This window comes from Streptomyces sp. CA-106110, from assembly GCF_050936285.1.
Lineage (GTDB): Bacteria > Actinomycetota > Actinomycetes > Streptomycetales > Streptomycetaceae > Streptomyces.
The window spans coordinates 4127642-4152715 of sequence record NZ_JBNJNB010000001.1 but is presented as its reverse complement, the minus strand read 5'-3'; the positions used below and the strand labels follow the sequence as shown (position 1 = coordinate 4152715).

The following is a 25074-nucleotide window of genomic DNA, read 5'->3' as shown; positions in this document are numbered from 1 at the left end:
GGGCCCGGGCCACCTGAGGTGGCCCGGGCCCCGTCGTGTCGTCCGTCGTCTACTCCTGGGTGTCCTGCACCCGGATGCCCCGCAGGGTCGCCGTGGCCAGTGCTGCCGCGGCCAGCAGCAGGACGGCTCCGGTGATCGCCGCCGACTGCATACCGCTGGTGAACGCCTCACGCGCCGTGGCCAGCAGTTCGGCTCCCGCCCGGCCCGGCATCGAGCGGGCCGCCGCGAGCGCTCCGCCCAGCGTCTCGTGGGCGGGGGAGGGGGCCGAAGCCGGGATGCGGTGGCGGTAGACCGCGGTGCCGATGGAACCGAGGACCGCCATGCCCAGTGCACCGCCGAACTCGGCGCCCGTCTCCATCAGGGAGGACGCGGCGCCCGCCCGCTCCGCCGGTGCGGCGCCCATGGCCAGGTCCATCATCTGCGAGATCACGGTGACGATTCCGGCGGCCAGCACGCCCGCCCCGGCCAGCACCAGCCACATCGAGTCGGTGCCGGCGAGCGCCAGCATCCCGTAGCCGCAGGCCGCGACGGCGAACCCGGCCGTGACGACATGGGCCCTGTCCACGCCCTTCTGCACCAGCTGGGTGGTCACGGGGGCCGCGAAGCCGATCAGCACGGACGGGAGCAGCGCCCACAGCGCGGCCTCCAGGGCGCTCTTGCCGAGGACCGACTGCAGGTACTGGGTGGTGAAGTACGCCGAGCCCAGCATGGCGAAGGACGAGATCAGGTTGAGGGCGAGGGCGGGAGCGAAGCCGCGCGAGCGGAAGAGGACCGGAGGGACGAGCGGGGACGCCGACGTACGCTGGCGGTGCACGAACAGCGCCGCGAACAGCAGGCCCACCGTCAGCGACAGCACGTACTGGACGTGCCATCCGTTGGCCGGGATCTCTTTGAGGCCGTAGATCAAGGGCAGCACCGCGGCCATCGACAGCGGCACACCGAGCAGGTCGAAGCGGCCGGGCCGGGGGTCCTTCGACTCGGGGAGCAGGACGGGGCCGAGGACCAGGAGCAGGGCCATCGCGGGCAGGTTGACCAGGAAGACCGAACCCCACCAGAAGTACTGGACGAGCACTCCGCTCATCACCGAGCCGAGCGCGATACCGGCCGTCATCACGCCGGACCACAGGCCGATCGCCTTGGCGCGCTGACCGGGGTCGGTGAACATCGTGCGGATCAGCGCCATCGTGGACGGCATCAGGGTGGCGCCGCCGATGCCGAGGACCGCGCGGGCCGCGATCAGGGTCTCGGCGCTGTTCGCGTACGCCGCCACCAGTGAGGCGGTGCCGAAGGCCGCCGCGCCGATCAGCAGCAGCCGGCGCCGGCCGATGCGGTCGCCCAGGGACCCCATCGTCATCAGCAGTCCGGCGAGGACGAAGGCGTAGATGTCGAAGATCCACAGCTGCTGCGTGCTGCTCGGTTCCAGGTCCGCGGTGATCGCCGGGATCGCGAAGTAGAGGACGGAGACGTCCATCGAGACCAGCAGCAGCGGAAGCATCAGGACGCCGAGCGCGGTCCATTCGCGGCGGCCGGCCCGGGCCGGGGCGCTCGGGGCGCGGAGGTTGTTGCTCGTGCTCGTCGAGTTCGTCATGTCGAGGACTGTACGGACGTCTTAAACGCTTGTCTAGTACGAGCGTATAATTCGCTCGTCTAGGACGGTTGTCTGAATCGGAGTAGGGTGACCGCATGGGACACCGTGAGGATCTGCTCGAGGGCGCCAAGCGCTGCCTGCTGGAGAAGGGCTTCATGCGCACGACGGCGCGCGACATCGTCAAGGAGTCGGGGACCAACCTGGCGTCCATCGGCTACCACTACGGCTCCAAGGACGCGCTGCTGGTGAAGGCGTACGTCTCGCTGGTCGAGGGGATGGGCGACCGATTCGACCCCGGCTGGGGCGCGGGCGGCGAGACGAGGACGTCGCCGGGTTCGCTGGAGCGCTTCCAGGAGGTGTGGAGCAACATCATCCGGTCGCTGCCCGAGTCGCGGGCCGTCCTGCTGCTAAGCCTGGAACTCATCCTTCAGGGCGACCGGCTGCCGGAGGTGCGCAAACTGCTGGCCGAGGCGCAGGAGGAAGGCCGCTCAGGACTGCTGCCCCTGTTCCACGACCTGCCCGAGGCGGAGTTCGGCAAGGAGACCGTCGACACCGAGGGCCGGTTCTACCAGACCCTCCTCCAGGGGCTCATGGTGCAGTGGATCTTCGACCCGGACACGGCGACCAGTGGCGATCAGCTCGCCGAGGGCCTGCGCCGGGTGGTCGAGTCGGCCACCGGGGACCGCACGCCCGAAGGCGCCTAGAGCCGCGCCCCCTTCAGCGCCATGTGCAGCAGCAGACGGTCCTCGCCGTCGTCCAGGTCCAGGCCGGTGAGCTGCTCGACGCGGGACAGCCGGTAGTACAGCGTCTGGCGGTGGATGCCCAGTTCGGCGGCGGTGCGTCCGGCCTGGCCCGCACAGTCCAGGAACACCTCGGCCGTGCGGGCGAGTTCGCGGTGGGCGGGGGTGAGCAACGCGCGTACCGCAGGGTCGTGGGCCGTCTCGGGCGGGAGCGCGGTCAGCAGGCGGTAGGGGCCGATGGCCGGCCACTGTGCGACCGGGCCGAGCCGGGACTCCGCCAGTGCCGCGCGGGCCGCCCCCGACGCCTCCTGCCAGGTGGTGCCCAACTCGCCGAGGCCGTGCCGGACTCCGGCGACCCCCGCAGCCGCCCGCCCGGCGCCCGCGCCCTGCGCGTCCCGCAGCAGCCGGGCCGCGGCCGTCAGCGCCGGCGTGAGCACATCGGCCGAACGCAACCGCACCAGCAGGGCCAGACTCTGGCCCGAGTTGCCCCACGGCACCGTGCACAGCGCGGTCGCGGCCGGGATCGTACGGGCCGACGGGGCGTCGTCCGGGTCGGCAGAGGGCCAGGGGGCGACACAGACCAGCGTGTGCAGTCCCTCCGCCCGCGCTCCCAGCGCCGCACGCAGTTCGGCCACCGCCGCCTCCTGCTGCCAGCCGCGCTCCGCGGTGAGCACCGCGCGCAGTTCCCGCGTCAGATCCGCGCCCGCCTGCGCCTCGTCGGCGAGGAGACCCCCGATACGGGCGGCGACCTCCATCGCCGCCGACAGCTGCGCCTCGGACGGGCCCGGTTCGTCGGCGAGCAGCCACACATAGCCGAGGACGACACCCCGATGGCGTACCGGCAGACAGATCCTTCCGCGGTAGACGCCCGCCTCCGGGGTCGGCGGAATGCGGACAGGTCCGGTGGCGTGGGCGATTCCGAAGCCCTCGAACCACCGGCGCACGGCAGCCGTGGAGCGGCGCGTGAGGATCGAGCGGGTGCGGACCGGGTCGAGGGACGCCTCGTCGAACTCGCCGTCGCTGTCGTACGCGGCGAAGGCGATCAGCTCGAAGTCACGGTTCTCCAGGGTCGCGGGGGCACCGAGCAGCGCCGAGATCTCGTCGACGAGCTCCTGGTAGTCGCCACGGCCAGCCTTGAAGACATCCGCCACACGGGTATTCTCCCGCATTTTCCAAGCCGTCTCATACAAACGTCTGAGATCCAGGGCACGGATGCGTGACAGCTGTCGATGGCCGACGATCGGAGGAATCCTTAGGTTTCACGGTGGTTCTCCGTGCCGTACCCGAGTCGTCGGGATTCGGCCTCCTGTTGCCCCTGTGGAGGTGCCCCGTGCTGGGTCCCGTGATTCTCGCCGCGTCGCGCAGCGACCGGATGCGCCGTCTGATCTCGGCGGCCCCGGTGACCAAGCAGGTCGTCGACCGCTTCATTCCCGGCGAGACCGTGGACCAGATCGTCCCCGTCATCGAGGAGCTCACCGGCAGGGGCCTGGAGCTCACCATGGACGTCGTCGGCGAGGACATCACGTCCCCGGCGCAGGCCACGGCCGCGCGGGACGCCTACCTGCGGCTGATCGACCGGCTGAGGGACCTGGAGCTTGGTACGAAGGCCGAGATGTCCGTCAAGCTCTCCATGTTCGGCCAGGCGCTGCCCGGCGGTCACGAGCTGGCCCTGGCCAACGTGCGCCCCGTCGTGGAGGCCGCCGCGGCGATCGGCACCACCGTCACCCTGGACGCCGAGGACCACACCACCCTCGACTCGATGTTCGCCATCCACGAGGAGCTGCGGAAGGATTTCCCGCAGACCGGCTGTGTGATCCAGGCCTACCTCTTCCGCACCGAGGAGGACGCCCGCCGCCTCGCCGCGAGCGGCAGCCGGGTGCGTATCGTGAAGGGGGCGTACAAGGAGCCCGCGTCGGTCGCGTACCAGCAGAAGCACGAGATCGACAAGGCGTACGTCCGCATCCTGAAGACGCTGATGGACGGCGAGGGATACCCGATGATCGGCTCCCACGACCCGCGGATCATCTCCATCGCGCAGGAACTCGCCCGGCGCGCCGGGCGCAAGCTGGACGAGTACGAGTTCCAGATGCTGTACGGCATCCGCAGCGAGGAGCACCTGCGCCTGGCCGCCGAGGGTCACCGTATGCGCGTCTACACCGCGTACGGCACCGACTGGTACGGCTACTTCATGCGCCGTCTCGCCGAGAAGCCCGCGAACCTGCGCTTCTTCGTCCGCTCGATGGTCAGCAAGGGCTGAGCCCGAACACCCGCTCACGTCAAGGAGTTACGGAACCCATGGACGCTGTGACCCAGGTCCCCACCCCCGTCAACGAGCCGGTGCACGGCTACGCCCCCGGCTCTCCCGAGCGCGCCCGGCTGGAGGCCAAGCTCAAGGAGCTGGCCGAGAACCCGGTCGACCTGCCGATGACGATCGGCGGCGAGAAGCGGATGGGCGGCGGCGAGCCGTTCCAGGTCGTGCAGCCGCACAACCACAAGGCGGTCCTCGGCACGCTCCGCAACGCCACCCAGCAGGACGCCAAGGACGCCATCGACGCGGCCCTGGCCGCCGCGCCCGCCTGGCGCGCGATGGCCTTCGACGACCGCGCGGCGATCATCCTGCGTGCCGCCGAGCTGCTCGCCGGCCCCTGGCGCGAGACCATCGCCGCCTCCACCATGCTCGGCCAGTCCAAGACCGCCCAGCAGGCCGAGATCGACAGCCCGTGCGAGCTGGTCGACTTCTGGCGCTTCAACGTCCACTACGCCCGCCAGATCCTGGCCGAGCAGCCCCCGGCCAACTCCCCGGGCGTGTGGAACCGTCTCGACCACCGCCCGCTGGAGGGCTTCGTCTACGCGATTACGCCGTTCAACTTCTCGGCGATCGCGGGCAACCTGCCCACCGCGCCCGCGCTCATGGGCAACGTCGTGGTCTGGAAGCCGTCCCCGACCCAGACCCACGCCGCCGTGCTGCTGATGCAGCTGCTGGAGGAGGCGGGTCTGCCCAAGGGCGTCATCAACCTCGTCACCGGCGACGGCATCGCGGTCTCCGAGGTCGCGCTCGAGCACCGGGACCTGGCGGGCATCCACTTCACCGGCTCGACCAAGACCTTCCAGTACCTGTGGAAGACGATCGGCAACAACATCGAGAAGTACCGTTCGTACCCGCGTCTGGTCGGCGAGACCGGCGGCAAGGACTTCCTGGTCGCGCACCCGAGCGCCGACCGCGCGGTCCTGAAGACGGCGCTGACCCGCGGTTCCTTCGAGTACCAGGGCCAGAAGTGCTCGGCGACCTCCCGCGCGTACGTTCCGGCGTCCATCTGGAACTCCGGCTTCAAGGAGGAGTTCGCGGCCGAGGTCGACCACCTGACCATGGGTGACGTCACCGACCTGTCGAACTTCATCGGCGCCGTGATCGACGAGCGTGCGTTCGCCAAGAACAAGGCCGCCATCGACCGGGCGAAGGAAGACCCGACCTGCACGATCGTCGCGGGCGGCAGCTACGACGACTCGGTCGGCTACTTCGTGCGCCCGACCGTCATCGAGTGCACCGACCCGGAGAACGAGGTCTTCCGCACCGAGTACTTCGGCCCGGTCCTCGCCGTGCACGTCTACGAGGACGAGAAGTACGACGAGATGCTCGCCCAGATGGAGTCGGTCTCCGACTACGCGCTGACGGGTTCGGTCGTCGCCAACGACCGTGCCGCGGCTGCGTACACGATGGAGAAGCTGCGCTACGCGGCCGGCAACTTCTACATCAACGACAAGTCGACCGGCGCCGTCGTCGGCCAGCAGCCCTTCGGCGGCGGCCGCGCCTCCGGCACCAACGACAAGGCCGGCGCCCCGCAGAACCTGCTGCGCTGGACCCTGACCCGCGCCATCAAGGAGGCGTTGGTCCCGCCGACCGACTACACCTACCCGCACATGGGCTGATTGCCCCACTGATCACCGCCCCCGCCCCGGTTGCGAAGAACCCGGGACGGGGGCGGTTCTCATGGCGCGAACGGTCATCCTGGTCCAGTGGCCACCCGATCCCGCACGGCCCACACCGCGGACCTCGCCTCCGGGGCCCCGTCGGAGCCGTCATGGCCGGGCCCGAGCGGATCATCGACGCCGCCTACGACCTCGGGGGGCTCTCCACGAGGGGCGAGGGCACCGGCTTGTACGCGGCCCAGGGCCGGCCGCTCTGGGCCGGCCGCCTCTGCGGCCTCGGCCCCCGCGGCGTGGTGCGGCTGCGCAGCGAGGAGGGCTGCACCTTCGTGCGCCCCGCGGCCGCGGGGCGCACTCGACCGGGAGCACAAGCTGGTCTTCGACCGGCGGGACGGCCACGTGCTCTGACGTCCGTCGCCGGACGGAGGCTGGGCCAGGCAGGGGACCGGCATCCGGGTGGCTGACAGACGTGCAGGTCAGGGGCGTGTGACCCGAGTGGCGTCTCAGATAGTAGGAAGTCCGAGTAATTGTGGAGACAGGCGCGCGCTCCTCGCTTAGCTTTGTAGGAGCCGAACGTCTCGCTCGATCAAGCGAATGGCGGTCGTGAGCCGGGCCCCGTGCAGGCAACCCCTGCGGCACCGCTCCCCGCCCCTCCGGCGTCTCGTTACCCCTTTCCGCACTCCCGGATGTCGAAGGAGTCGATTTCCCATGGCCGAGACGACCGCCCGCCGCCGAGTCCGTCACCTTTCCCGTACGAGCGAGTCCGACCGCAAGAAGGCCGCCGCCGCGCTTCAGCGTGCGCTCGACCGCCGGGACAACGGCGGCGAGACCGGCCACTGAGTCGCGGCCCTCACCCCGAGGACCGCTGATCCCCGGTCGGGCCGGGAGATCACCCACCTGCCGGGAGCCGCACCCGCACGAGGTGCGGCGCGGCCGGGCGCTCCGCGTCATGTGTCGCGCCGCACCTCGAGGTGTTCGCTCCGCATCCGCACGTCACACCGCGCGCGGGTGCCGGCACCAGGAGCAGTGAGCCGCGAGTGGCCGGTACCGTGTCCGTATCCCGGACGCTCCGTGTCATTCCATGGGACAAGGAGTACGGTGCCGTCATGTCTCGCAGCATCAATCTCGCAGTGATTCCCGGTGACGGTATCGGCCAGGAGGTCGTGGCCCAAGGGCTGAGAGTCCTCTCCGCCGTCCTTCCGCAGGATGTGAAGCTGGAGACCAAGGAGTACGACTTCGGCGCCCGGCGCTACCACGCCACCGGTGAGACCCTCACCGACGCCGACCTGGAGCAGCTCAAGCAGCACGACGCGATCCTGCTCGGCGCGATCGGCGACCCGTCGGTGCCGTCCGGGGTCCTGGAGCGCGGCTTCCTGCTCAAGCTCCGCTTCGCCTTCGACCACCACGTCAACCTGCGGCCCTCCAAGCTGCTCCCGGGTGTCGCCACGCCGCTCGCGGGCCAGCCCGAGATCGACTTCGTCGTGGTCCGCGAGGGCACCGAGGGCCCGTACACGGGCAACGGCGGCACGATCCGCACCGGCACCCCGCACGCGGTCGCCACCGAGGTCTCGCTGAACACCGCCTTCGGTATCGAGCGCGTCGTGCGCGACGCCTACGCCCGCGCGCAGGCCCGCCCCCGCAAGAAGCTGGCCCTCGTCCACAAGAACAACGTGCTGGTGCACGCCGGTCATCTGTGGACGGACATCTTCACCCGGGTGGGTGAGGAGTTCCCCGAGGTCACCACCGAGTACATGCACGTGGACGCGGCGACGATCTACCTCGTCACGCAGCCCGAGCGCTTCGACGTGATCGTCACCGACAATCTCTTCGGCGACATCATCACCGACCTGGCCGCCGCCATCTCCGGCGGTATCGGAGTCGCCGCCTCCGGCAACATCAACCCGTCCGGCGAGTTCCCGTCGATGTTCGAGCCCGTGCACGGCTCGGCGCCCGACATCGCGGGCCAGGGCAAGGCAGACCCGTCTGCCACCGTCCTGTCGGTCGCCCTCCTGCTGCGTCACCTCGGCTACGAGTCCGAGGCGGCCCGCATCGAGGAGGCCGTCTCCGCCGACCTCGCGGAGCGCGCGGGCCGGCCCGCCCGCAGCACCGACGAGATCGGCGACGCGCTCGCCGTACGAGTAGCCGGCTGACCCGCCGCGCTTCTCACACCTCTGAGAAAGGCCGTCGGGTCGCCTTTGCGCCCGGCGGCTTTCCCATGCCGTCGCCGGGTGTCACCATCGACGCACCCATGGGCTACCCCTTGGGCCGCATTCACACCGTTTCGGCGGCGACTCTTCGCTTGCGATAATCGAACCAGGAGCCGCGGAATGAGGGAATGCTCGGACGTCCTACGACCGCCAACGGCGGGACGGGCGTGAGCGCGGCCCGTCAACACAACCGGTGAAGGACAACCACACATGACGACGCCCACGATCGAGCTCAAGCCCTCCGCCAGTCCGCTCTCCGACGCGGAGCGGGAGGCGATGCTGGCCAACCCCGGGTTCGGCCGCCACTTCACCGACCACATGGTGACGATCAAGTGGACCGAGGGTCGGGGCTGGCACGACGGTCAGCTCGTCCCGTACGCCCCGATCTCCCTCGACCCCGCCACCAACGTCCTGCACTACGCGCAGGAGATCTTCGAGGGCCTCAAGGCGTACCGCCGGCCCGACGGCTCGGTGGCCACCTTCCGCCCGGAGATGAACGCCCGGCGCTTCCAGCGCTCCGCCCGGCGCCTGGCCATGCCCGAGCTGCCGGTCGAGACGTTCATCGGGGCCTGCGACGCGCTCGTCCAGCAGGACAAGGCGTGGGTGCCCGCGCACGGCGGCGAGGAGTCGCTCTACCTGCGCCCGTTCATGATCGCCACCGAGGTCGGGCTGGGCGTGAAGCCCGCCAACGAGTACCTGTTCCTCGTGATCGCCTCCCCGGCCGGCGCCTACTTCGCCGGCGGCGTCAAGCCGGTCTCCATCTGGGTCTCCGAGGACCGGGTCCGCGCCGTCCCCGGCGGCATGGGTGACGCCAAGACGGGCGGCAACTACGCGGCCTCCCTGCTCGCCCAGGCCGAGGCCGCGGCCAAGGGCTGCGACCAGGTCTGCTACCTCGACGCCGTGGAGCACAAGTGGGTCGAGGAGCTCGGCGGCATGAACCTGTACTTCGTGTACGGGGACAGGATCGTCACCCCCTCGCTGACCGGCTCGATCCTCGAGGGTGTCACCCGCGACTCCCTTCTCACCGTCGCCCGGGACCTCGGCTACGAGGCCGAGGAGGGCCGCGTCTCCATCGACCAGTGGCAGGCCGACTCCGAGAACGGCACCCTCACCGAGGTCTTCGCCTGCGGCACCGCGGCGGTGATCACCCCGGTGGGTACGGTCAAGCGCGCGAGTGCCGAATGGAAGCAGCAGGACGGCGAGCCGGGCAAGGTCACCCTCGCCCTCCGCGATGCCCTGCTGGACCTCCAGCGCGGCACCCGCGAGGACACACACGGCTGGATGCACCAGCTGGGCTGAGCGTCTAAAGAACCGCCGGGCCGCCCATTACATTGCGTCTGGGCGGCCCGGCGGTTCGTTCGAGGCGTAACGGCCTCACCGCGTCACACGCGCCGCGTCGGCCGCAGAGCCTCACGGTGCTCGCGCTGCTCGCCGCATTTAGTCCTCTGCTGCTGTTCGCCACGTCCGCCATGACCCCCCCCGCGTCTCCGGCCTTGCCCGCACCGTGCGCCGTCCGGTGATGTCGCAGGACGAACACGGTGACCCCCGGCTGCGCGTGACTTAGAGCACTGCTCAAAGCTGTGTGATCCGTGTCGGCCATCGCAGCAGTTCCGTTCCCTGATACCAGCGTTTAGAGTGAGGACGCGTTTAGAGCAGCGCTCTAAAATCTGGGAAGCAAGGAGGTGCCGACGCGTGAGACTCACCCCCACGGAACGTGACCGGCTGCTGCTGTTCGGGGCCGCCGAACTCGCTCGTGCGCGGCGGACCCGGGGTCTGAGGCTGAACGTGCCGGAGGCCACCGCGCTGATCGCCGACACCGTCTGCGAGGCCGCCCGGGACGGGAAGCGGCTCGCCGAGGCCATCGAGGCGGCGCGGTCCGTACTCGGTCCGGACGATGTGCTGCCGGGCGTCGCGGACATCGTCACCGAGGTGCACGTCGAGGCGGTCTTCGACGACGGGTCACGGCTCGCCGTGGTCTCCGACCCCATCGGACAAGGGCTTGGGGAACAGGCCCCCGGAGCGCTGCTCCCCGGGCCCGTGCACGCCGAGCCGGAGGCAGTCGTGCGGATGCCCGTGACCAACACCGCCACGGTCCCGGTCTCCGTCACCTCCCACTTCCACTTCTTCGAGGCCAACCCGCGGCTCGACTTCGCCCGTGCCGACGCCTACGGCATGCGGCTCGCCGTGCCCGCCGGGTCGTCCGTCCGGTTCGGGCCGGGGGAGACCGTCGAGGTCGGGCTCGTGCCGATCGGCGGCGGCCGGGTCGCGATCGGTTTCGCGGGTCTCGTCGACGGCCCGCTGGACGCGCCCGGAGCGAAGGAAGAGGCCCTGCGACGGGCCGCCGCCTGCGGATATCTGGGAGCCGGCCGATGAACCCCTACGCCTACGCGGCCACCCACGGCCCCCGGGCCGGCGACCGTGTCCGTCTCGGCGACTCCGGTCTGGTGGTCCGCGTCGAGTCCGACGCGCAGAAGTACGGCGACGAGTTCCTCGCCGGCTTCGGCAAGACCGCCCGCGACGGGCTGCACCTCAAGGCCACGGCCGTACGCGACACCTGTGACATCGTCATCAGCAACGTGCTGGTGATCGACGCGGCGCAGGGGATCCGGAAGGTCTCCATAGGCATCCGGGAGGGCCGGATCCATGCGATCGGGCGGGCCGGGAATCCCGACACTCTCGACGGGGTCGACGTCGTGGTCGGCACGGGTACCTCGATCGTCTCCGGCGAGGGGCTGATCGCCACCGCCGGGGCCATCGACACGCACGTCCACCTGCTGTCGCCGCGCATCATGGAGGCCTCGTTGGCCTCAGGCGTGACCACGATCATCGGGCAGGAGTTCGGCCCGGTGTGGGGCGTCGGCGTCAACTCGCCGTGGGCACTGCGGCACGCGTTCAACGCCTTCGACGCCTGGCCGGTCAACATCGGCTTCCTCGGCCGGGGCTCGTCGTCCGACCCCGCGCCCCTGACCGAGGCGCTGGCCGAGGGCGGCGCCTGCGGTTTCAAGGTGCACGAGGACATGGGCGCCCACACCCGCGCCCTGGACACCGCGCTGCGCGTGGCCGAGGAACACGACGTCCAGGTCGCCCTGCACAGCGACGGCCTCAACGAATGCCTGTCCGTCGAGGACACGCTCAAGGTCCTCGAGGGGCGGACCATCCACGCCTTCCACATAGAGGGCTGCGGCGGCGGTCATGTGCCCAACGTCCTGAAGATGGCGGGTGTCGCGAACGTCATCGGCTCCTCGACCAACCCGACGCTGCCCTTCGGGCGGGACGCCGTCGCCGAGCACTACGGCATGATCGTCTCCGTCCACGACCTCAAGACCGACCTGCCCGGCGACGCGGCCATGGCCCGCGACCGCATCCGTGCCGGAACCATGGGCGCGGAGGACGTGCTGCACGACCTGGGTGCGATCGGCATCACCTCGTCCGACGCGCAGGGCATGGGCCGCGCCGGCGAGACCGTGCGCCGCACCTTCGCCATGGCCGGGAAGATGAAGGCCGAGCTGGGTCCCCTGGAGGGCGACGGCCCGGACGACGACAACGCCCGCGTGCTGCGCTACATCGCGAAGCTGACGATCAACCCCGCGATCGCGCACGGCCTTTCGCACGAGGTGGGCTCGATCGAGGTGGGCAAGCTGGCCGACATCGTGCTGTGGCGACCGGAATACTTCGGGGCCAAACCGCAGCTCGTGCTGAAGGCCGGCTTCCCGGCGTACGGAGTGGTCGGCGACCCCAACGCGGCCACCGACACCTGCGAACCCCTCGTGCTGGGACCCCAGTTCGGGGCGCACGGAGCGACCCCCGCCGACCTCTCCGTGGCCTTCGTCGCCCGGGCGGCCGCCGAGCAGGAGGGCGACCGGATGCCGACCCGAAGGCGGCGGGTCGCCGTCCGGGGCACCCGCGGGATCGGCCCCGCCGACCTGCGCCTCAACGCCCGTACCGGAACGGTCGACGTCGACCAGCGCTCCGGCCTGGTGACCCTCGACGGCGATCCCCTGCACTCCGAGCCCGCCGAGTCCGTCTCCCTCAACCGCCTGTACTTCCTGTGAGGACGTCAGACATGACCACCCCCGCCTCCGACGGCTTCCGCATGCCCGCCGAGTGGACCCCGCACGAGCGCACCTGGATGGCGTGGCCGGGCCCCAACCCGACCTTCGACGACCCCGAGGACCTGGCGGCATCCGAGAGCGCCTGGGCGGCGGTGGCCCGCGCCGTAGGCCGCTTCGAGCCGGTCACCGTGGTCTGCGGTCCGGGCCGCTCGGCCCAGGCCCGTACCCTCCTCAGCCCGGGGATCGACACCGTCGAACGCGACCTCGACGACGCCTGGATGCGTGACATCGGCCCGACCTTCCTCACCGACGGGAAGGGCGGACTGGCCGCGGTGGACTGGACGTTCAACGGCTGGGGCGCCCAGAGCTGGGCCCGCTGGGAGCACGACGCCAAGATCGCCGCGTATGTGTCGGACCTCGCGGGCGCCCGGACGTACGCCTCGAAGCTGGTCAACGAGGGCGGCGCGATCCACGTCGACGGCGAGGGGACGGTCCTGCTCACCGAGACGGTCCAGCTCGGCCCCGAACGCAACCCGCACTGGACGAAGGAACAGGTGGAGGCGGAGATCCACACCCATCTCGGCACCCGCAAGGCGATCTGGCTGCCACGCGGCCTGACCGCCGACTACCCTCCGCACGGCTTCGGCACCCTCGGCCATGTCGACATCGTCGCCGCGTTCGCCCGCCCCGGCGTGGTCGTCGCCCACCACCAGCCGGACCCGGCGCACCCCGACCACGAGGTGACGAAAGAGGTGATCGGGATCCTGAGGTCCGCCACCGACGCCCGGGGCCGCCGTCTGGAGGTCGTCGAGGTCCCCGCCCCCACCGTCCTGGAGGCCGACGGCCACTGGAGCGACTACTCCTACATCAACCACTACCTCTGCAACGGCGGAGTGGTGCTGTGCGGCTTCGACGACCCTCGGGACGAGATCGCCGCCGGGATCTTCCGCCGGCTGTTCCCCGAGCGGACGGTGACGCTCGTCGACGCCCGGACGATCTTCGCGGCCGGGGGCGGCATCCACTGCATCACCCAGCAGCAGCCGAAGACGGCCCTCGGGTAGAACGTTCCGGTGAATGTGATGCTCCGCGCCACCCGCGGAAGACGGCTGACCGCGCCGGTTCGCCGGCCCGACGAGATGCCGGGGCGCCCCGAACGGCCGGGGATCGACGACCTCGACGTCTCCCGCCTCGGCGGCTGCCGCGCCGCCGGCTCCGATCATGGAGTCACCGGCGTCTGTTCCTGCGGGGCAGAGGCCGTAGTCGCGGCCTCCGGCTGCTTGGGCGGGCACGAGACCCGGCTCGTCCCCGACGCCGTCCGCGTGCACGCGGTGCAGGACGTGGAGGCGACCGGATGACCCGCAGCCGGCAGTCCGCCCCGCCCCGCGAGGACGTCCTCGCCGCCGCCATGGAGATGATCGCCGAGCGCGGTCTGGAGAAGCTCACCATGGCCGCGCTCGGGCGCGAGGTCGGGATGAGCAGCGGCCATCTGCTCTACTACTTCCGCTCCAAGGACGAACTGCTGCTGCAGGCCCTCGAGTGGAGCGAGGGCCGGCTCGGCGCCGAGCGCGGACGGCTGCTCAGCCGTGGGGTGACCGCCCGTGAGCGCCTCGACGCCTACGTCGACCTCTACGTCCCGGACGGCCACCGGGACCCGCACTGGACCCTCTGGCTGGAGGTGTGGAACCGCTCGCAGAACGCCGACGACGACGCGCGCGACCGGCAGGCCGCCATCGAGCGCGCCTGGCACCGCGACCTGGTCGCCCTGATCGCGGAGGGCGTCTCGCGCGGCGAGTTCCGGCCCGTCGACGCCGACCGCTTCGCCGCCCGGCTGCGCGCCCTGCTCGACGGCTTCTCCATCCACGTGGCGATCGGCCTGCGCGGCACCGACCGGGAGCAGACCCTCGGCCATGTACGGGAGTTCCTGGACGAGTCCCTGGGGCGGCCGGGAAATCCGGACACCTGAGACGAGTCCCTGGGGCGGCCGGGAAATCCGGACACCTGATCGGCCGCCGGAGGCCGGCACCCCCCGGTGGCGTGAACGCGATGGACACGACCCGGGGCGCTCTTGTCGCATTCGCAAACGACGGGCACGTTACGGACCATGGGACGAGAGCACTGGAAGAGGATCTGGATCGGCTCGGCCGGCAACATGGTGGAGTGGTACGACTGGTTCGTCTACGCGAGCTTCGCCACCTACTTCGCCGGGGCCTTCTTCCCGGACGGGAACCCCACCGCCCAGCTGATGAACACGGCGGGCATCTTCGCGGTCGGTTTCTTCATGCGCCCGGTCGGCGGCTGGCTGCTCGGCCGGGTCGGTGACCGCAGAGGGCGCAAGGCCGCCCTGACTCTCACGGTCACGCTGATGTCCGCCTCGGCGATCCTCATCGCCGTCGCGCCGACCTACGCCGTCGCGGGGTACGGCGGCGCGCTCGTGCTGCTCGTCGCCCGCCTGCTGCAGGGCCTGTCGGTGGGCGGCGAGTACGCGGCCAGCGCCACCTACCTCACCGAGGCGTCCGACCCGGCGCGGCGCGGGTTCGCCTCCAGCTTCCAGTACGTGTCGATGACCGCGGGCCAGATCGTCGGTCTCGGCCTCCAGATCGTCCTCCAGCGCACGATGTCCGACGACGCACTGCACAGCTACGGCTGGCGCATCCCGTTCGTGGTGGGTGCGCTGGGCGCGGCGGTCGTCTTCTATCTGCGCCGGAACATGCTGGAGACCGAGGTCTACCAGGCCGACGAGACCGGCGGCGCGGAGCGCGGCTCGCTGCGCGCGCTGTGGCGGCACCGGCACGAGGCCCTGCTGGTGATCGCTCTGACCATGGGCGGCACGGTCGCGTACTACACGTACACCACTTACCTGACCAAGTACCTGTCCAACTCCGCGGGTCTGTCCAAGGAGGCGGCGACTCTCGTCTCCTTCACCGCGCTGATCGTCTTCGCCTGCCTCCAGCCGCCGGCCGGCCGACTCGCCGACCGGATCGGCCGCCGTCCGCTACTGATCACCTTCGCGGTCGGCTCCACCTTCCTGACGGTCCCGATCATGACGCTGCTGAAGCGCGCGAGCAGCTTCTGGCCGGCGCTGGGTCTGTCCCTGCTCGCCCTGGTCGTGGTCACCGGATACACCTCGATCAACGCCTGTGTGAAGGCGGAACTGTTCCCCACGGGCGTCCGGGCCCTGGGCGTCGCCCTGCCGTACGCCCTCGCCAACGCGCTCTTCGGAGGGACGGCGGAATACGTGGCGCTGTGGTTCAAGGACGCGGGCGCGGAGTCCGGCTTCTCCTGGTACGTGGCGGGCTGTACGGCGGTGTCCCTTGTGGTCTACGTCACCATGAGGGAGACGCGGGACCTGGATCTGACCCGGGTGAGCACCTCCGAGCCGTCCACGTTGACGACCGCATCCTGAGACGGCGGTGAGCGCGAGGGCGGATTGTGCCAAACTGCCCCCGTGCTCTCGTTCGCCATGATTATTGGCAGCAGGCGCGCCGGTCCGCAGTGACCGCTACGTACGACCAGGTACGGGCGGCCACCGTCGTCCTCGACCCGCGCGCAGACCTCTCGCACCCGCGAGAGGTTTTTCGTTTTCCTGGCCCACCTTCAGCCGGGAGGCACGCGCGAGGGACCATGGGGGGACGGTGGAACCGGTCATTCCGGTAGACCGAGATCAAATCAGGAGCCTTGAGACCATGACGGAAACCAGCGAGCTCGACGACTCGTTCCACGTCTTCGACACGACGCTGCGCGACGGTGCGCAACGCGAGGGCATCAACCTCACCGTCGCGGACAAGCTGGCCATCGCACGGCACCTGGACGACTTCGGCGTGGGCTTCATCGAGGGCGGCTGGCCCGGCGCCAACCCGCGGGACACGGAGTTCTTCGCGCGGGCCCAGGAGGAGATCGACTTCCGGCACGCCCAGCTCGTCGCCTTCGGCGCGACGCGCCGGGCCGGCGGCAAGGCGGCACAGGACCCGCAGGTCAAGGCACTGCTGGACTCGGGTGCGCAGGTGATCACCCTGGTCGCGAAGTCCCATGACCGCCATGTCGAACTGGCCCTGCGCACGACGCTCAACGAGAACCTGGAGATGATCCGCGACACGGTCTCCCATCTACGGGCCGAGGGCCGCCGGGTCTTCGTCGACTGCGAGCACTTCTTCGACGGCTACCGGGCCAACCCGGAGTACGCGAAGTCAGTGGTCCGCGCAGCGTCGGAGGCGGGCGCGGACGTGGTGATCCTCTGCGACACCAACGGCGGGATGCTGCCGGCCCAGGTCCAGGCGGTGGTGTCGACGGTCCTCACGGACACGGGCGCCCGGCTCGGCATCCACGCGCAGGACGACACGGGGTGCGCCGTCGCGAACACCCTGGCGGCGGTGGACGCGGGCGCCACGCATGTGCAGTGCACGGCCAACGGCTACGGCGAGCGGGTGGGCAACGCGAACCTCTTCCCGGTGGTGGCGGCCCTGGAACTGAAGTACGGCAAGAAGGTGCTGCCCGAGGGCAGGCTGCGCGAGATGACCCGCATCTCGCACGCGATCGCCGAGGTGGTCAACCTCACGCCGTCCACGCACCAGCCCTATGTGGGTGTCTCCGCCTTCGCCCACAAGGCCGGACTACACGCGTCCGCGATCAAGGTGGACCCCGACCTGTATCAGCACATCGACCCCGAGCTCGTGGGCAACACCATGCGCATGCTGGTCTCCGACATGGCGGGCCGCGCGTCGGTGGAGCTCAAGGGCAAGGAGCTGGGGGTCGACCTGGGCGGCGACCGGGAACTGGTCGGCCGGGTCGTGGAGCGGGTGAAGGAGCGGGAGCTCAAGGGCTACTCGTACGAGGCGGCGGACGCCTCGTTCGAGCTGCTGCTGCGCGAGGAGGTGGCGGGCGCGCCCCTGCGCTACTTCCGCACCGAGTCCTGGCGGGCCATCGTCGAGGACCGCCCCGACGGCACCCACGCCAACGAGGGCACGGTCAAGCTCTGGGCGAAGGGCGAGCGCATCGTCGCGACGGCGGAGGGCAACGGCCCGGTCAACGCACTCGACCGCGCCCTGCGGGTCGCCCTGGAGAAGATCTACCCCCAGCTCGCCGCGTTCGAGCTGGTCGACTACAAGGTCCGCATCCTGGAGGGCAAGCACGGCACGCAGTCCACGACCCGTGTGCTGATCTCCACCTCGGACGGCAAGGGCGAGTGGTCCACGGTCGGCGTCGCGGACAACGTGATCGCGGCCTCCTGGCAGGCTCTGGAGGACGCCTACACCTACGGCCTGCTGCGGGCCGGTGTGGAGCCGGCAGAGTAGCGGCCCGGCGGGCCTCAGCAGAAGTCCGCGGCCAGCTTCTCGAACTCGCCGCGGCTCATGACACGGCCGCCGGCCCAGACCTGACCGGCCCGCGACCGATCGAGACCGGCCCGAAGGAAGGTGACGGCGCCGGACCGTCCGCCGTATGCGCGCCGCCCCCGTCCACGAGGGGCGGCGCGCACCGTCACCCCTCGGCTACTGCAGTCGCCACTTCTGGTTGGCCGCACCCGTGCACGACCAGATCTGCGCCCGGGCCCCGTTCGCCGACGAGTCGTCCGTCACGTCGAGGCACTTGTTCGCCGCCGAATTGACCTTCCTCTTGAGCGCAAGCCCGGGCGTTTACGCCCGGGTTAGCTCATCCTCAGCCCGGAGCCGCGTAGCGGCGGACCACGCTCCACTGCTGCCGCACGGTTGATTGTCAGTCGTATGCCCTAGTCTTCAACTGGCTTGTCAGAAGGGGCAGTCTGCAGGCCGTGGTGTCGGTTGCACCGTGTACGGATGCCGGGACTGTGGGGGGCGGGAATTGATGAGGGGGTGTGGCAATGTCTGGGAACGTAGAGGTTGAGAATAAGGTTGTGTCGCCGGCGGTTGCCGCACGCCTCGCGTCGTTGAAGGCCCGAAAAGACGCGGGTCTCGTCGGCCGTACAGCCATTGTTCCCGTCTGGTTGAACCGCGCGGACCATGTGCGTGCTCACGATGCATGCCACGCAGCGGCGGACCTATGGAATCAGGCCGTTGCATGGCTGCGTGGTCGGTGGGATGCGGGTGAGACTCCAAACAAGGAGGATGTTCGCCGGTACGTCACCTCGCTTCCTGTCGAGGCCCGTCCCTTCCACGCGCACACCGCGCAAGCCATCGCTTACGACTTGTGGGACGCGGTGGCGACCTCAAGAGCCAATCGCGCGTTGGGTTTGAAGGCGCGGGCTCCCTGGCGGGAGAAGAAGTACCGGCCGCTGTCGTTCTCCGCGAAGTTCGGCTGGCGGATCACCCCCGAAGGCCGGCTTGCCCTGTCTCTTGGGCGCGGCCGCGGACGGGTCGTGCTTCCGCTGCCGGAGGTAATCTCACGCGACGGCCAACCGGTTTCACCGAAGGACTGGGGCGAGATACGCCTGTGTTGGGACCGGAACGACAGGTCGTGGTCCCTGCACATCTCCTACACCGCACCGAGCAAGGCCCTTCCAGGGCGGGCTGAGGGCCGGCCGATGGTGACGGTGGCGATCGACGAGGGTGTCATCAACCCGATGACGCTCGCCGCGCCCATGCCGGACGGCGGCATGAAGGTCCTGGTCGTCAACGGCCGCCAGGGCCGTTCCGCGAAGAGGTACCGGAACAAGGTTGTCGCCCGGCTGACCTCTCGCATGTCCAGGTGTAAGAACGGTTCCAGGAAGCATCGGCGTCTCGTGGCGGCGAAGAAGCAGGTCGAAGCAAAGACCGAACGACGTCTGCACGACTTCGACCATCAGGTCTGCGCGAAGGCCGAACAGTTCACGCGTGAGGTCCACGAGACGTGGACCGAGCACCACCAGGAGATATCCGGGCCGGCCACCGTCGTAGGCGTCCGCCTGGTCGCGGGTGACGTGCGTGGGATCGAGCAGAACACGAACAAGAAGCGCCGTGCCTCACGCTCGACGCGGCAGCAGCTGTCGCAGTGGTCTCGCGGCCGGCAGGAAGACTTCCTCCAGTACAAGACCGGCCTGAGGCTCGAGCACATCAGCGAGGCACACTCCTCCCAGACGTGCCCGAGGTGCAACACGCGGACCAAGGTCCGCGGGCGTGAGTACGTCTGCAAGAACGAGAGTTGCGGGTTCCGGTGCCACCGGGACGCCGTGGGCGGCGTCAATATCCACACGCTTGCCGTCAACGACGGGACCTTCGTCCCGGACCCAGACCTAGACATTGAGGTCACGTATCGCCGGTCCCAGACCGGCTGGAGCTCGCTCCAGCGGTCACTGCACGCCTACCATCAGAACGTCGTCGGACGTGCGGGTGCGGCGTGCAGGGAAGAACGGCGTAGCGCCCAGAACCGGGCCACCCGCACAGGCACCACTGCGGCGGGTGTAGCTGTCGACAGTGCTGTCATCTCAGACGACACCACCGCCCATCCGGGTGCTGGTAGGGAACTCGCCCGCGTCGCCTGAAGCGCAAAGGCAGAAGCCCCGGCCAGGCCGGGGAGGTTCACCACATCACCCGTCGACGAGTTGTACGACCACCGCTGGGCTCCGGTTCCATTGCAGTCGTACAACTGCACCTTGGCCCCGTTGGCCGTCGAACCGCCGGACACATCAAGGCACTTCCCGAGCGCCTGGATCGACCCGTCGGCCTTCACCGTCCACTGCTGGGCGCTCGTCCCGTTGCAGTCGTACAGCTGAACGGCCGTGTCATTGGCGCTCGACGCGCCCGCCACGTCCAGGCACTTGCCGGCCAGGCCCACGAACGCCCCCGACTGCTCGCCGCTGCCCGACTGCGTCCCCGACCAGGTGAACGTCGCCGACGTCTTGCCCGGCAGGGAGTACGTCGCGTGCTGCCCACCCCAGTTGATCGTCACCGTCTTCGCCGAGGCGGCGTCATTGTACGCGATCAGCGCCTTGGAACCGTCGGGGTTGCGCCAGGCCACGTTCGGCACCGCCGAGCTCGCCGTCGAGGCGATGCGCTGCGCGCCCGGCCGTACGAACTTCGTCAGGTGGCCCATCGTGTAGTACTCGACCGTGTAGTCGACCGTCCCGCTCGCACCGTCCCCGTTGTGGATCGTGATCAGGCCGGTGCAGGTGCCGCAACCACCGTTGTGCGGGCCCATGTTCGGTCCACCGCGAGCGACCACTTCGTCACCGACTTCGCCCAGTTGCGCGTGTAGTCGACGATGTTGAGCATGTCCTCGCGCTGCTGGTTGGCGATCCAGGTGCCGCCCGAGTGCTCCGTGCCGAACGCGTCCAGCTGCGGGTACTGGTTGTGGACGGTCGTCTGCTTCGTGACGTCACCGCCGTACCCGTGCCAGGCGATGCCGCCGAAGTTCGGGTGCGAGCGGACCGCCGCGTCGTCCACCGTCTGCGCGGCGTACGAGTCGTACACGTCCCAGTTCCAGTCGTGCGCCAGCACCCTCGTGGACAGGCCCGCTGCCTGCAGTTTGGGCAGCAGTTCGCTCTTCGTGAAGTACGCGAGCCCGGACGCGTTCCAGCTCATCGATGGATAGCCCGAGCAGCACGTCGGCTCGTTCTGGGCTGTGACGTAGGAGACGGGAACGCCCTGGTCGCGGTAGGCCTGGAGGTACTTCACGAAGTACGAGGCGTAGGCTCCGTAGTCCTCCGCCTTCAGCCAGCCCCCGTTGAGCTGTCCGCTGTCCTTCATCCAGGCGGGCGCCGTCCACGGCGTGGCCATGACCGTCAGCGAGGGGTTGAGCTGGAGCGCCTGCTTCGTCAGCGGAATCACGTCCGCCAGGTCGTGCGCGATCGAGAACTTGGTGAGGTTCGGGTCCGTCTGCCCGGCCGGCACGTCGTCGTAGGTGTAGCCGAAGCGTGCCAGGTCGGAGGCGCCCATCGGATTGCGCAGGAAGGACAGCCCGATGCCGTCCGTCGGCGAGAACAGCTTCCGCATCGTGGCGTCCCGCGTCGCCTGCGAGAGCGCCTCGCTGCTGTTCATGAGCCAGGCGGCGGTGTCCGTGAAGGACGCCCCGCCGCCGGTGAACGTCTGGTAGCGGGTGTTCTCGTCGACCGTGATGTTCTCGCCGTCGCCACCGGCACCCGACTGGAAGGCGAACGGGGTCTGCGCCTGGAGCCCGCGCACCACATGGCGTCCGCCGGAGTCGTCGGTCGTGGTCAGCCAGGCCGTGATCTGTTCCCCGGCGGCATGCGCGGGGGCGGTGCCCGCCGCGGACAGGCCCGCGGTGGTGAGGAGTCCGGCGAGGAGCAGATGAACCGCGCGCAGCGGTGGTCTCATGGTGCGCCGCCCTTTCGGTGTGGGGGACTGGGGGGCGTGCGAGGCGTGAGTAAATGACGGCGCCGCGGCCGCGTCAAGGGGGTGCGGGTTCAGTTTCCGAAGGAACAACGTCCCTGATTCGGCCGGGACTTAGGTCTGTACCTGTTCTGGCGTGAAGTCTTGACGGTTTCCCGGTGCACCAGTTAACTCACGCCCTGATCTAAGTCGTAAGCTCACGCCTGCGGACTACCAGAGCCAAGGGGAAGGTCCATGCGAAGAACCGCCCTGATCGCCTCCGCCACCCTGCTCACCGCCCTGTTCCCGCTCACCACCGCCGGGCCGGCGTCCGGCGCCGACGACCCGGCCCCCGTTCCCGTCGACCGCTTCGAGGGCGAGGTGCCCTTCGCGAGCCAGCCCGCCGACGGCATCTTCACCTGGGGCAGCGACGCCGACGATCCGCCGGCGCTGCAGTTCGCCGGCCGTACGGACGCCCCCGAGGGCGCCAAGGTCCTCGCCGGCACCTACGACATCAGCGGCTACGGCGGCTTCACCCACGACTTCGCGGCCGATCAACCGGCCCACGACTGGTCCGCCCACAAGGGCATACGCTTCTGGTGGGACGGCCAGAACAACGGCAAGAAGATCGCCTTCGAGATCAAGGACGGCGGTGCGAACGGCGAGGCCTCGGAGCTGTGGACCACCTCGTTCAACGATGACTTCACCGGCTGGAAACAGATCGAGATCCCCTTCACCGCCTTCACTTATCGCACGGACTACCAGCCGGTGGGCGGCATCGACCACGTCCTCGGGCTCACCCAGATGTGGGGCTACGCCCTCACGCTCCCGGTAGGCGTCAAGGGGCAGTTCGCCATGGACGACGTCGAGCTGTACGGCAAGGCCGACCAGTCCTTGCGGGCCTCCGTCACCACGGACTCCGCCGTCTACCCGGTCAGGGCGGGCGGCACGGCACGGGTGACGGTCTCCGTCGGCACCACCGGTACCGCGCCCCTCGACGAGCCCGTCACCGTCGCGTACGAGACGGCCGGTGGGTCCGCCGCGCCGGGCACCGACTACACCCCTGTCGCGGGCACCGTGACCTTCCCGGCCGGGACGGTCTCCGGGACCTCGCGCACCATCGAGGTCGCCACCCGCAAGGACAAGAGCGCCGCGGCCGCCAAGACGATCACGCTCGAGCTGACCGTCACGGGTGCCAAGGCCCCCACCGAGACCCCCCAGGTCGTCATCGACGCCCACGGCCTGCCGTACCTGGACAGCAGGCTGCCGGTGCGCAAGCGGGTCGCGGACCTGGTCTCGCGTATGTCCCTGGAGGAGAAGGCCGGCCAGATGACCCAGGCTGAGCGCGCCGGTCTCACCTCACAGGGCGACATCGCCGCGTACGCCCTGGGCTCGCTGCTGTCCGGCGGCGGCTCGACCCCGACGCCCAACACCCCCGAGGCGTGGGCGAAGATGATCGACTCCTTCCAGCTGAGGGCGCAGGCGACCCGGTTCCAGATCCCGCTGATCTACGGGGTCGACGCGGTCCACGGCCACAACAACCTGGCCGGCGCCACGATCATGCCGCACAACATCGGCATCGGAGCCACGAGGGACCCGAAACTGGCCGAGAAGGCCGGTGCGGTGACGGCCAGTGAGGTACGTGCCACCGGTATCCCCTGGGACTTCGCGCCCTGCCTGTGCGTCACGCGCGACGAGCGCTGGGGCCGCTCCTACGAGTCCTTCGGCGAGGACCCGGCCCTCGTGGAGTCCATGGAGACGGTCATCCAGGGCCTCCAGGGGCGCGCCGACGGCAAGGACCTGAGCCGCGACGACAAGGTCCTGGCCACCGCCAAGCACTTCGTCGGCGACGGCGGCACCGAGTACGGCTCCTCGACGACGGGGTCGTACAAGATCGACCAGGGTGTCACCAAGGTCACCCGCCGGCAGCTGGAGGACATCCACCTGGCGCCCTACCAGACGGCGGTCGACCGCGGCATCGGCTCGGTCATGCCGTCGTACTCCTCGCTGGACATCCTCGGCGACGGCCAGGGCCCGGTGAAGATGCACGCCCGCGGCGACATGATCAACGGCGTGCTCAAGGACCGGATGGGCTTCGACGGCTTCGTCATCAGCGACTGGAACGCCATCGACCAGCTCCCCGGCGACTACGGGTCCCACGTCCGCACCGCGGTCAACGCGGGCGTCGACATGATGATGGTGCCGTACACGTACAAGGACTTCCGTACGGCGCTGATCAGCGAGGTGCAGGCGGGCCGTGTCAGTGAGAAGCGGATCGACGACGCCGTCTCGCGCATCCTGACGCAGAAGTTCAAGCTGGGCCTGTTCGAGCACCCGTACGCCGACACGAGCGGCGCCGCACGGATCGGTTCCGCCGAGCACCGGGCCGTGGCCCGGCAGGCGGCCGCCGAGTCGCAGGTGCTGCTCAAGAACGCGAACGGCGTGCTGCCGCTGAAGCAGAGCCAGAAGGTGTACGTCGCCGGCTCCAACGCCGACGACCTCGGCAACCAGACCGGCGGCTGGACCATCACCTGGCAGGGCGCCTCCGGCAACCACACCCAGGGCACGACCATCCTGCAGGCGATGCGCAAGGCCGGGGGAGACGTCACCTACTCCAAGGACGCCTCGGCACCGCTGAACGGCTACGACGTCGGCGTGGTCGTCGTCGGTGAGACCCCGTACGCCGAGGGCGTCGGCGACGTCGGCAACGGACACTCCCTGCAGCTGTCCGCCGCCGACAAGGCCGCCGTGGACAAGGTGTGCGGCGCCATGAAGTGCGCGGTGCTGGTCGTCTCCGGACGGCCGCAGCTGATCGGCGACCAGCTTGGCAAGATCGACGCGCTGGTGGCCTCCTGGCTGCCGGGCACCGAGGGCGACGGCGTCGCCGACGTGCTCTACGGCAAGCGCCCGTTCACCGGCCGGCTCCCGGTCACCTGGCCGAAGTCCGAGGCACAGCTGCCGATCAACGTCGGCGACTCCTCGTACGACCCGCAGTTCCCCTACGGCTGGGGGCTGACCACGCTCACCAAGGCCCCGGCGGGCGGTACGGCGACTCTGAAGGCGCTGGAACACGCCGCCGCCGTGGCCGAGAAGTCGGGGTCCGCGCGGGCGGGCCAGGAGATCGTGGCCAAGGCGCGGCTGCTCGTCCAGCAGAAGGTCGGATCCGGGATCACGGCGGCGGTCTCCGGGCCGTTCGCGGACGCGGACCATCTGCTGCTGACGGGCAAGTACCGGGCCGCGGTCGCGAAGCTGACGGAGGCATACCGGGCGGCGTGACGGCCCGGTGGCTCCCCCGGCGGGCGGCACAGCGCGCATGTGCCGCCCGCCGGGCACACCGGTCTCCGGGGCCGA

Annotated in this window: 18 protein-coding genes and 2 pseudogenes; 16 read left to right on the top strand and 4 right to left on the bottom strand. The window is 69.9% G+C overall.

The window, feature by feature from the left end; translation table 11 throughout:
* Positions 1-49: 49 nt before the first annotated feature.
* Positions 50-1588, bottom strand: coding sequence for an MFS transporter (locus tag ACQEXA_RS19165; RefSeq protein ID WP_432932903.1), 1539 nt, complete (start codon positions 1586-1588; stop codon positions 50-52).
* Positions 1589-1683: 95 nt separating this feature from the next.
* Between ACQEXA_RS19165 and ACQEXA_RS19160 the strand changes: the two genes are divergently transcribed.
* The gene (locus ACQEXA_RS19160) at positions 1684-2292 is read left to right on the top strand and encodes a TetR/AcrR family transcriptional regulator (protein WP_432932905.1); all 609 of its coding nucleotides are present in this window, start codon (positions 1684-1686) and stop codon (positions 2290-2292) included.
* Here ACQEXA_RS19160 and ACQEXA_RS19155 read toward each other — a convergent pair.
* Complete coding sequence (locus ACQEXA_RS19155) at positions 2289-3497, bottom strand: PucR family transcriptional regulator (RefSeq protein WP_432932907.1); 1209 nt, start codon at positions 3495-3497, stop codon at positions 2289-2291. The two genes, ACQEXA_RS19160 and ACQEXA_RS19155, sit on opposite strands and share 4 nt — an antisense overlap.
* A 161-nt stretch (positions 3498-3658) precedes the next feature.
* On the opposite strand from ACQEXA_RS19155, the gene ACQEXA_RS19150 reads away from it, so the two are divergent.
* From ACQEXA_RS19150 to cimA, 13 genes are all read left to right on the top strand, one after another.
* Positions 3659-4585 carry a proline dehydrogenase family protein gene (locus ACQEXA_RS19150; protein WP_432932909.1) on the top strand — a complete coding sequence of 309 codons (927 nt, stop codon included), beginning with the start codon at positions 3659-3661 and terminating at the stop codon, positions 4583-4585.
* A gap of 38 nt (positions 4586-4623) precedes the next feature.
* Positions 4624-6255 carry an L-glutamate gamma-semialdehyde dehydrogenase gene (pruA, locus tag ACQEXA_RS19145; RefSeq protein WP_432932911.1) on the top strand — a complete coding sequence of 544 codons (1632 nt, stop codon included), beginning with the start codon at positions 4624-4626 and terminating at the stop codon, positions 6253-6255.
* A gap of 152 nt (positions 6256-6407) precedes the next feature.
* Entirely contained in the window at positions 6408-6716 is a 309-nt protein-coding gene (locus tag ACQEXA_RS19140) for a hypothetical protein (protein ID WP_432932913.1), read from the top strand.
* A 244-nt stretch (positions 6717-6960) separates the two neighbouring features.
* The gene (locus ACQEXA_RS19135; protein WP_359394943.1) at positions 6961-7092 is read left to right on the top strand and encodes a hypothetical protein; all 132 of its coding nucleotides are present in this window, start codon (positions 6961-6963) and stop codon (positions 7090-7092) included.
* Positions 7093-7358: 266 nt separating this feature from the next.
* On the top strand, positions 7359-8402 hold the full coding sequence (locus ACQEXA_RS19130) for a 3-isopropylmalate dehydrogenase (RefSeq protein ID WP_359394940.1): 1044 nt from the start codon (positions 7359-7361) through the stop codon (positions 8400-8402).
* Between the two features lie 267 nt (positions 8403-8669).
* Positions 8670-9758: a branched-chain amino acid aminotransferase gene (locus tag ACQEXA_RS19125; protein ID WP_432932916.1), complete on the top strand. Its 1089-nt coding sequence runs from the start codon at positions 8670-8672 to the stop codon at positions 9756-9758.
* A gap of 393 nt (positions 9759-10151) precedes the next feature.
* Complete coding sequence (gene ureA / locus ACQEXA_RS19120) at positions 10152-10832, top strand: urease subunit gamma (protein ID WP_432932918.1); 681 nt, start codon at positions 10152-10154, stop codon at positions 10830-10832.
* Positions 10829-12511, top strand: a complete 1683-nt coding sequence (locus ACQEXA_RS19115; protein WP_432932920.1) for an urease subunit alpha — start codon at positions 10829-10831, stop codon at positions 12509-12511. Before ureA ends, ACQEXA_RS19115 begins: the two co-directional genes overlap by 4 nt.
* An 11-nt stretch (positions 12512-12522) precedes the next feature.
* Positions 12523-13572 (top strand): agmatine deiminase family protein, encoded by a 1050-nt coding sequence (locus ACQEXA_RS19110; RefSeq protein WP_432932922.1) that lies wholly within the window; start codon positions 12523-12525, stop codon positions 13570-13572.
* Positions 13573-13581: 9 nt separating this feature from the next.
* Positions 13582-13866 (top strand): hypothetical protein, encoded by a 285-nt coding sequence (locus tag ACQEXA_RS19105; protein WP_433130631.1) that lies wholly within the window; start codon positions 13582-13584, stop codon positions 13864-13866.
* On the top strand, positions 13863-14474 hold the full coding sequence (locus ACQEXA_RS19100) for a TetR/AcrR family transcriptional regulator (protein WP_432932926.1): 612 nt from the start codon (positions 13863-13865) through the stop codon (positions 14472-14474). The genes ACQEXA_RS19105 and ACQEXA_RS19100 overlap by 4 nt, the downstream gene beginning before the upstream one ends.
* 138 nt (positions 14475-14612) lie before the next feature.
* Positions 14613-15914: an MFS transporter gene (locus tag ACQEXA_RS19095; protein ID WP_433130629.1), complete on the top strand. Its 1302-nt coding sequence runs from the start codon at positions 14613-14615 to the stop codon at positions 15912-15914.
* 280 nt (positions 15915-16194) lie between these two features.
* Positions 16195-17799 carry a citramalate synthase gene (cimA, locus tag ACQEXA_RS19090; protein WP_432932930.1) on the top strand — a complete coding sequence of 535 codons (1605 nt, stop codon included), beginning with the start codon at positions 16195-16197 and terminating at the stop codon, positions 17797-17799.
* Between the two features lie 195 nt (positions 17800-17994).
* Here cimA and ACQEXA_RS19085 read toward each other — a convergent pair.
* Positions 17995-18111: pseudogene (locus ACQEXA_RS19085) on the bottom strand (RICIN domain-containing protein); the annotation flags it as partial.
* A gap of 593 nt (positions 18112-18704) precedes the next feature.
* Here ACQEXA_RS19085 and ACQEXA_RS19080 point away from each other — a divergent pair.
* The gene (locus ACQEXA_RS19080; protein ID WP_433130627.1) at positions 18705-19937 is read left to right on the top strand and encodes a zinc ribbon domain-containing protein; all 1233 of its coding nucleotides are present in this window, start codon (positions 18705-18707) and stop codon (positions 19935-19937) included.
* A gap of 35 nt (positions 19938-19972) precedes the next feature.
* Here the strand turns inward: ACQEXA_RS19080 and ACQEXA_RS19075 are convergent.
* A pseudogene (locus ACQEXA_RS19075) lies at positions 19973-21729 on the bottom strand (ricin-type beta-trefoil lectin domain protein); the annotation flags it as partial.
* Positions 21730-21978: 249 nt separating this feature from the next.
* Between ACQEXA_RS19075 and ACQEXA_RS19070 the strand changes: the two are divergent.
* Positions 21979-24999, top strand: a complete 3021-nt coding sequence (locus ACQEXA_RS19070) for a glycoside hydrolase family 3 protein (protein WP_433130625.1) — start codon at positions 21979-21981, stop codon at positions 24997-24999.
* The last annotated feature ends 75 nt before the right edge of the window (positions 25000-25074 follow it).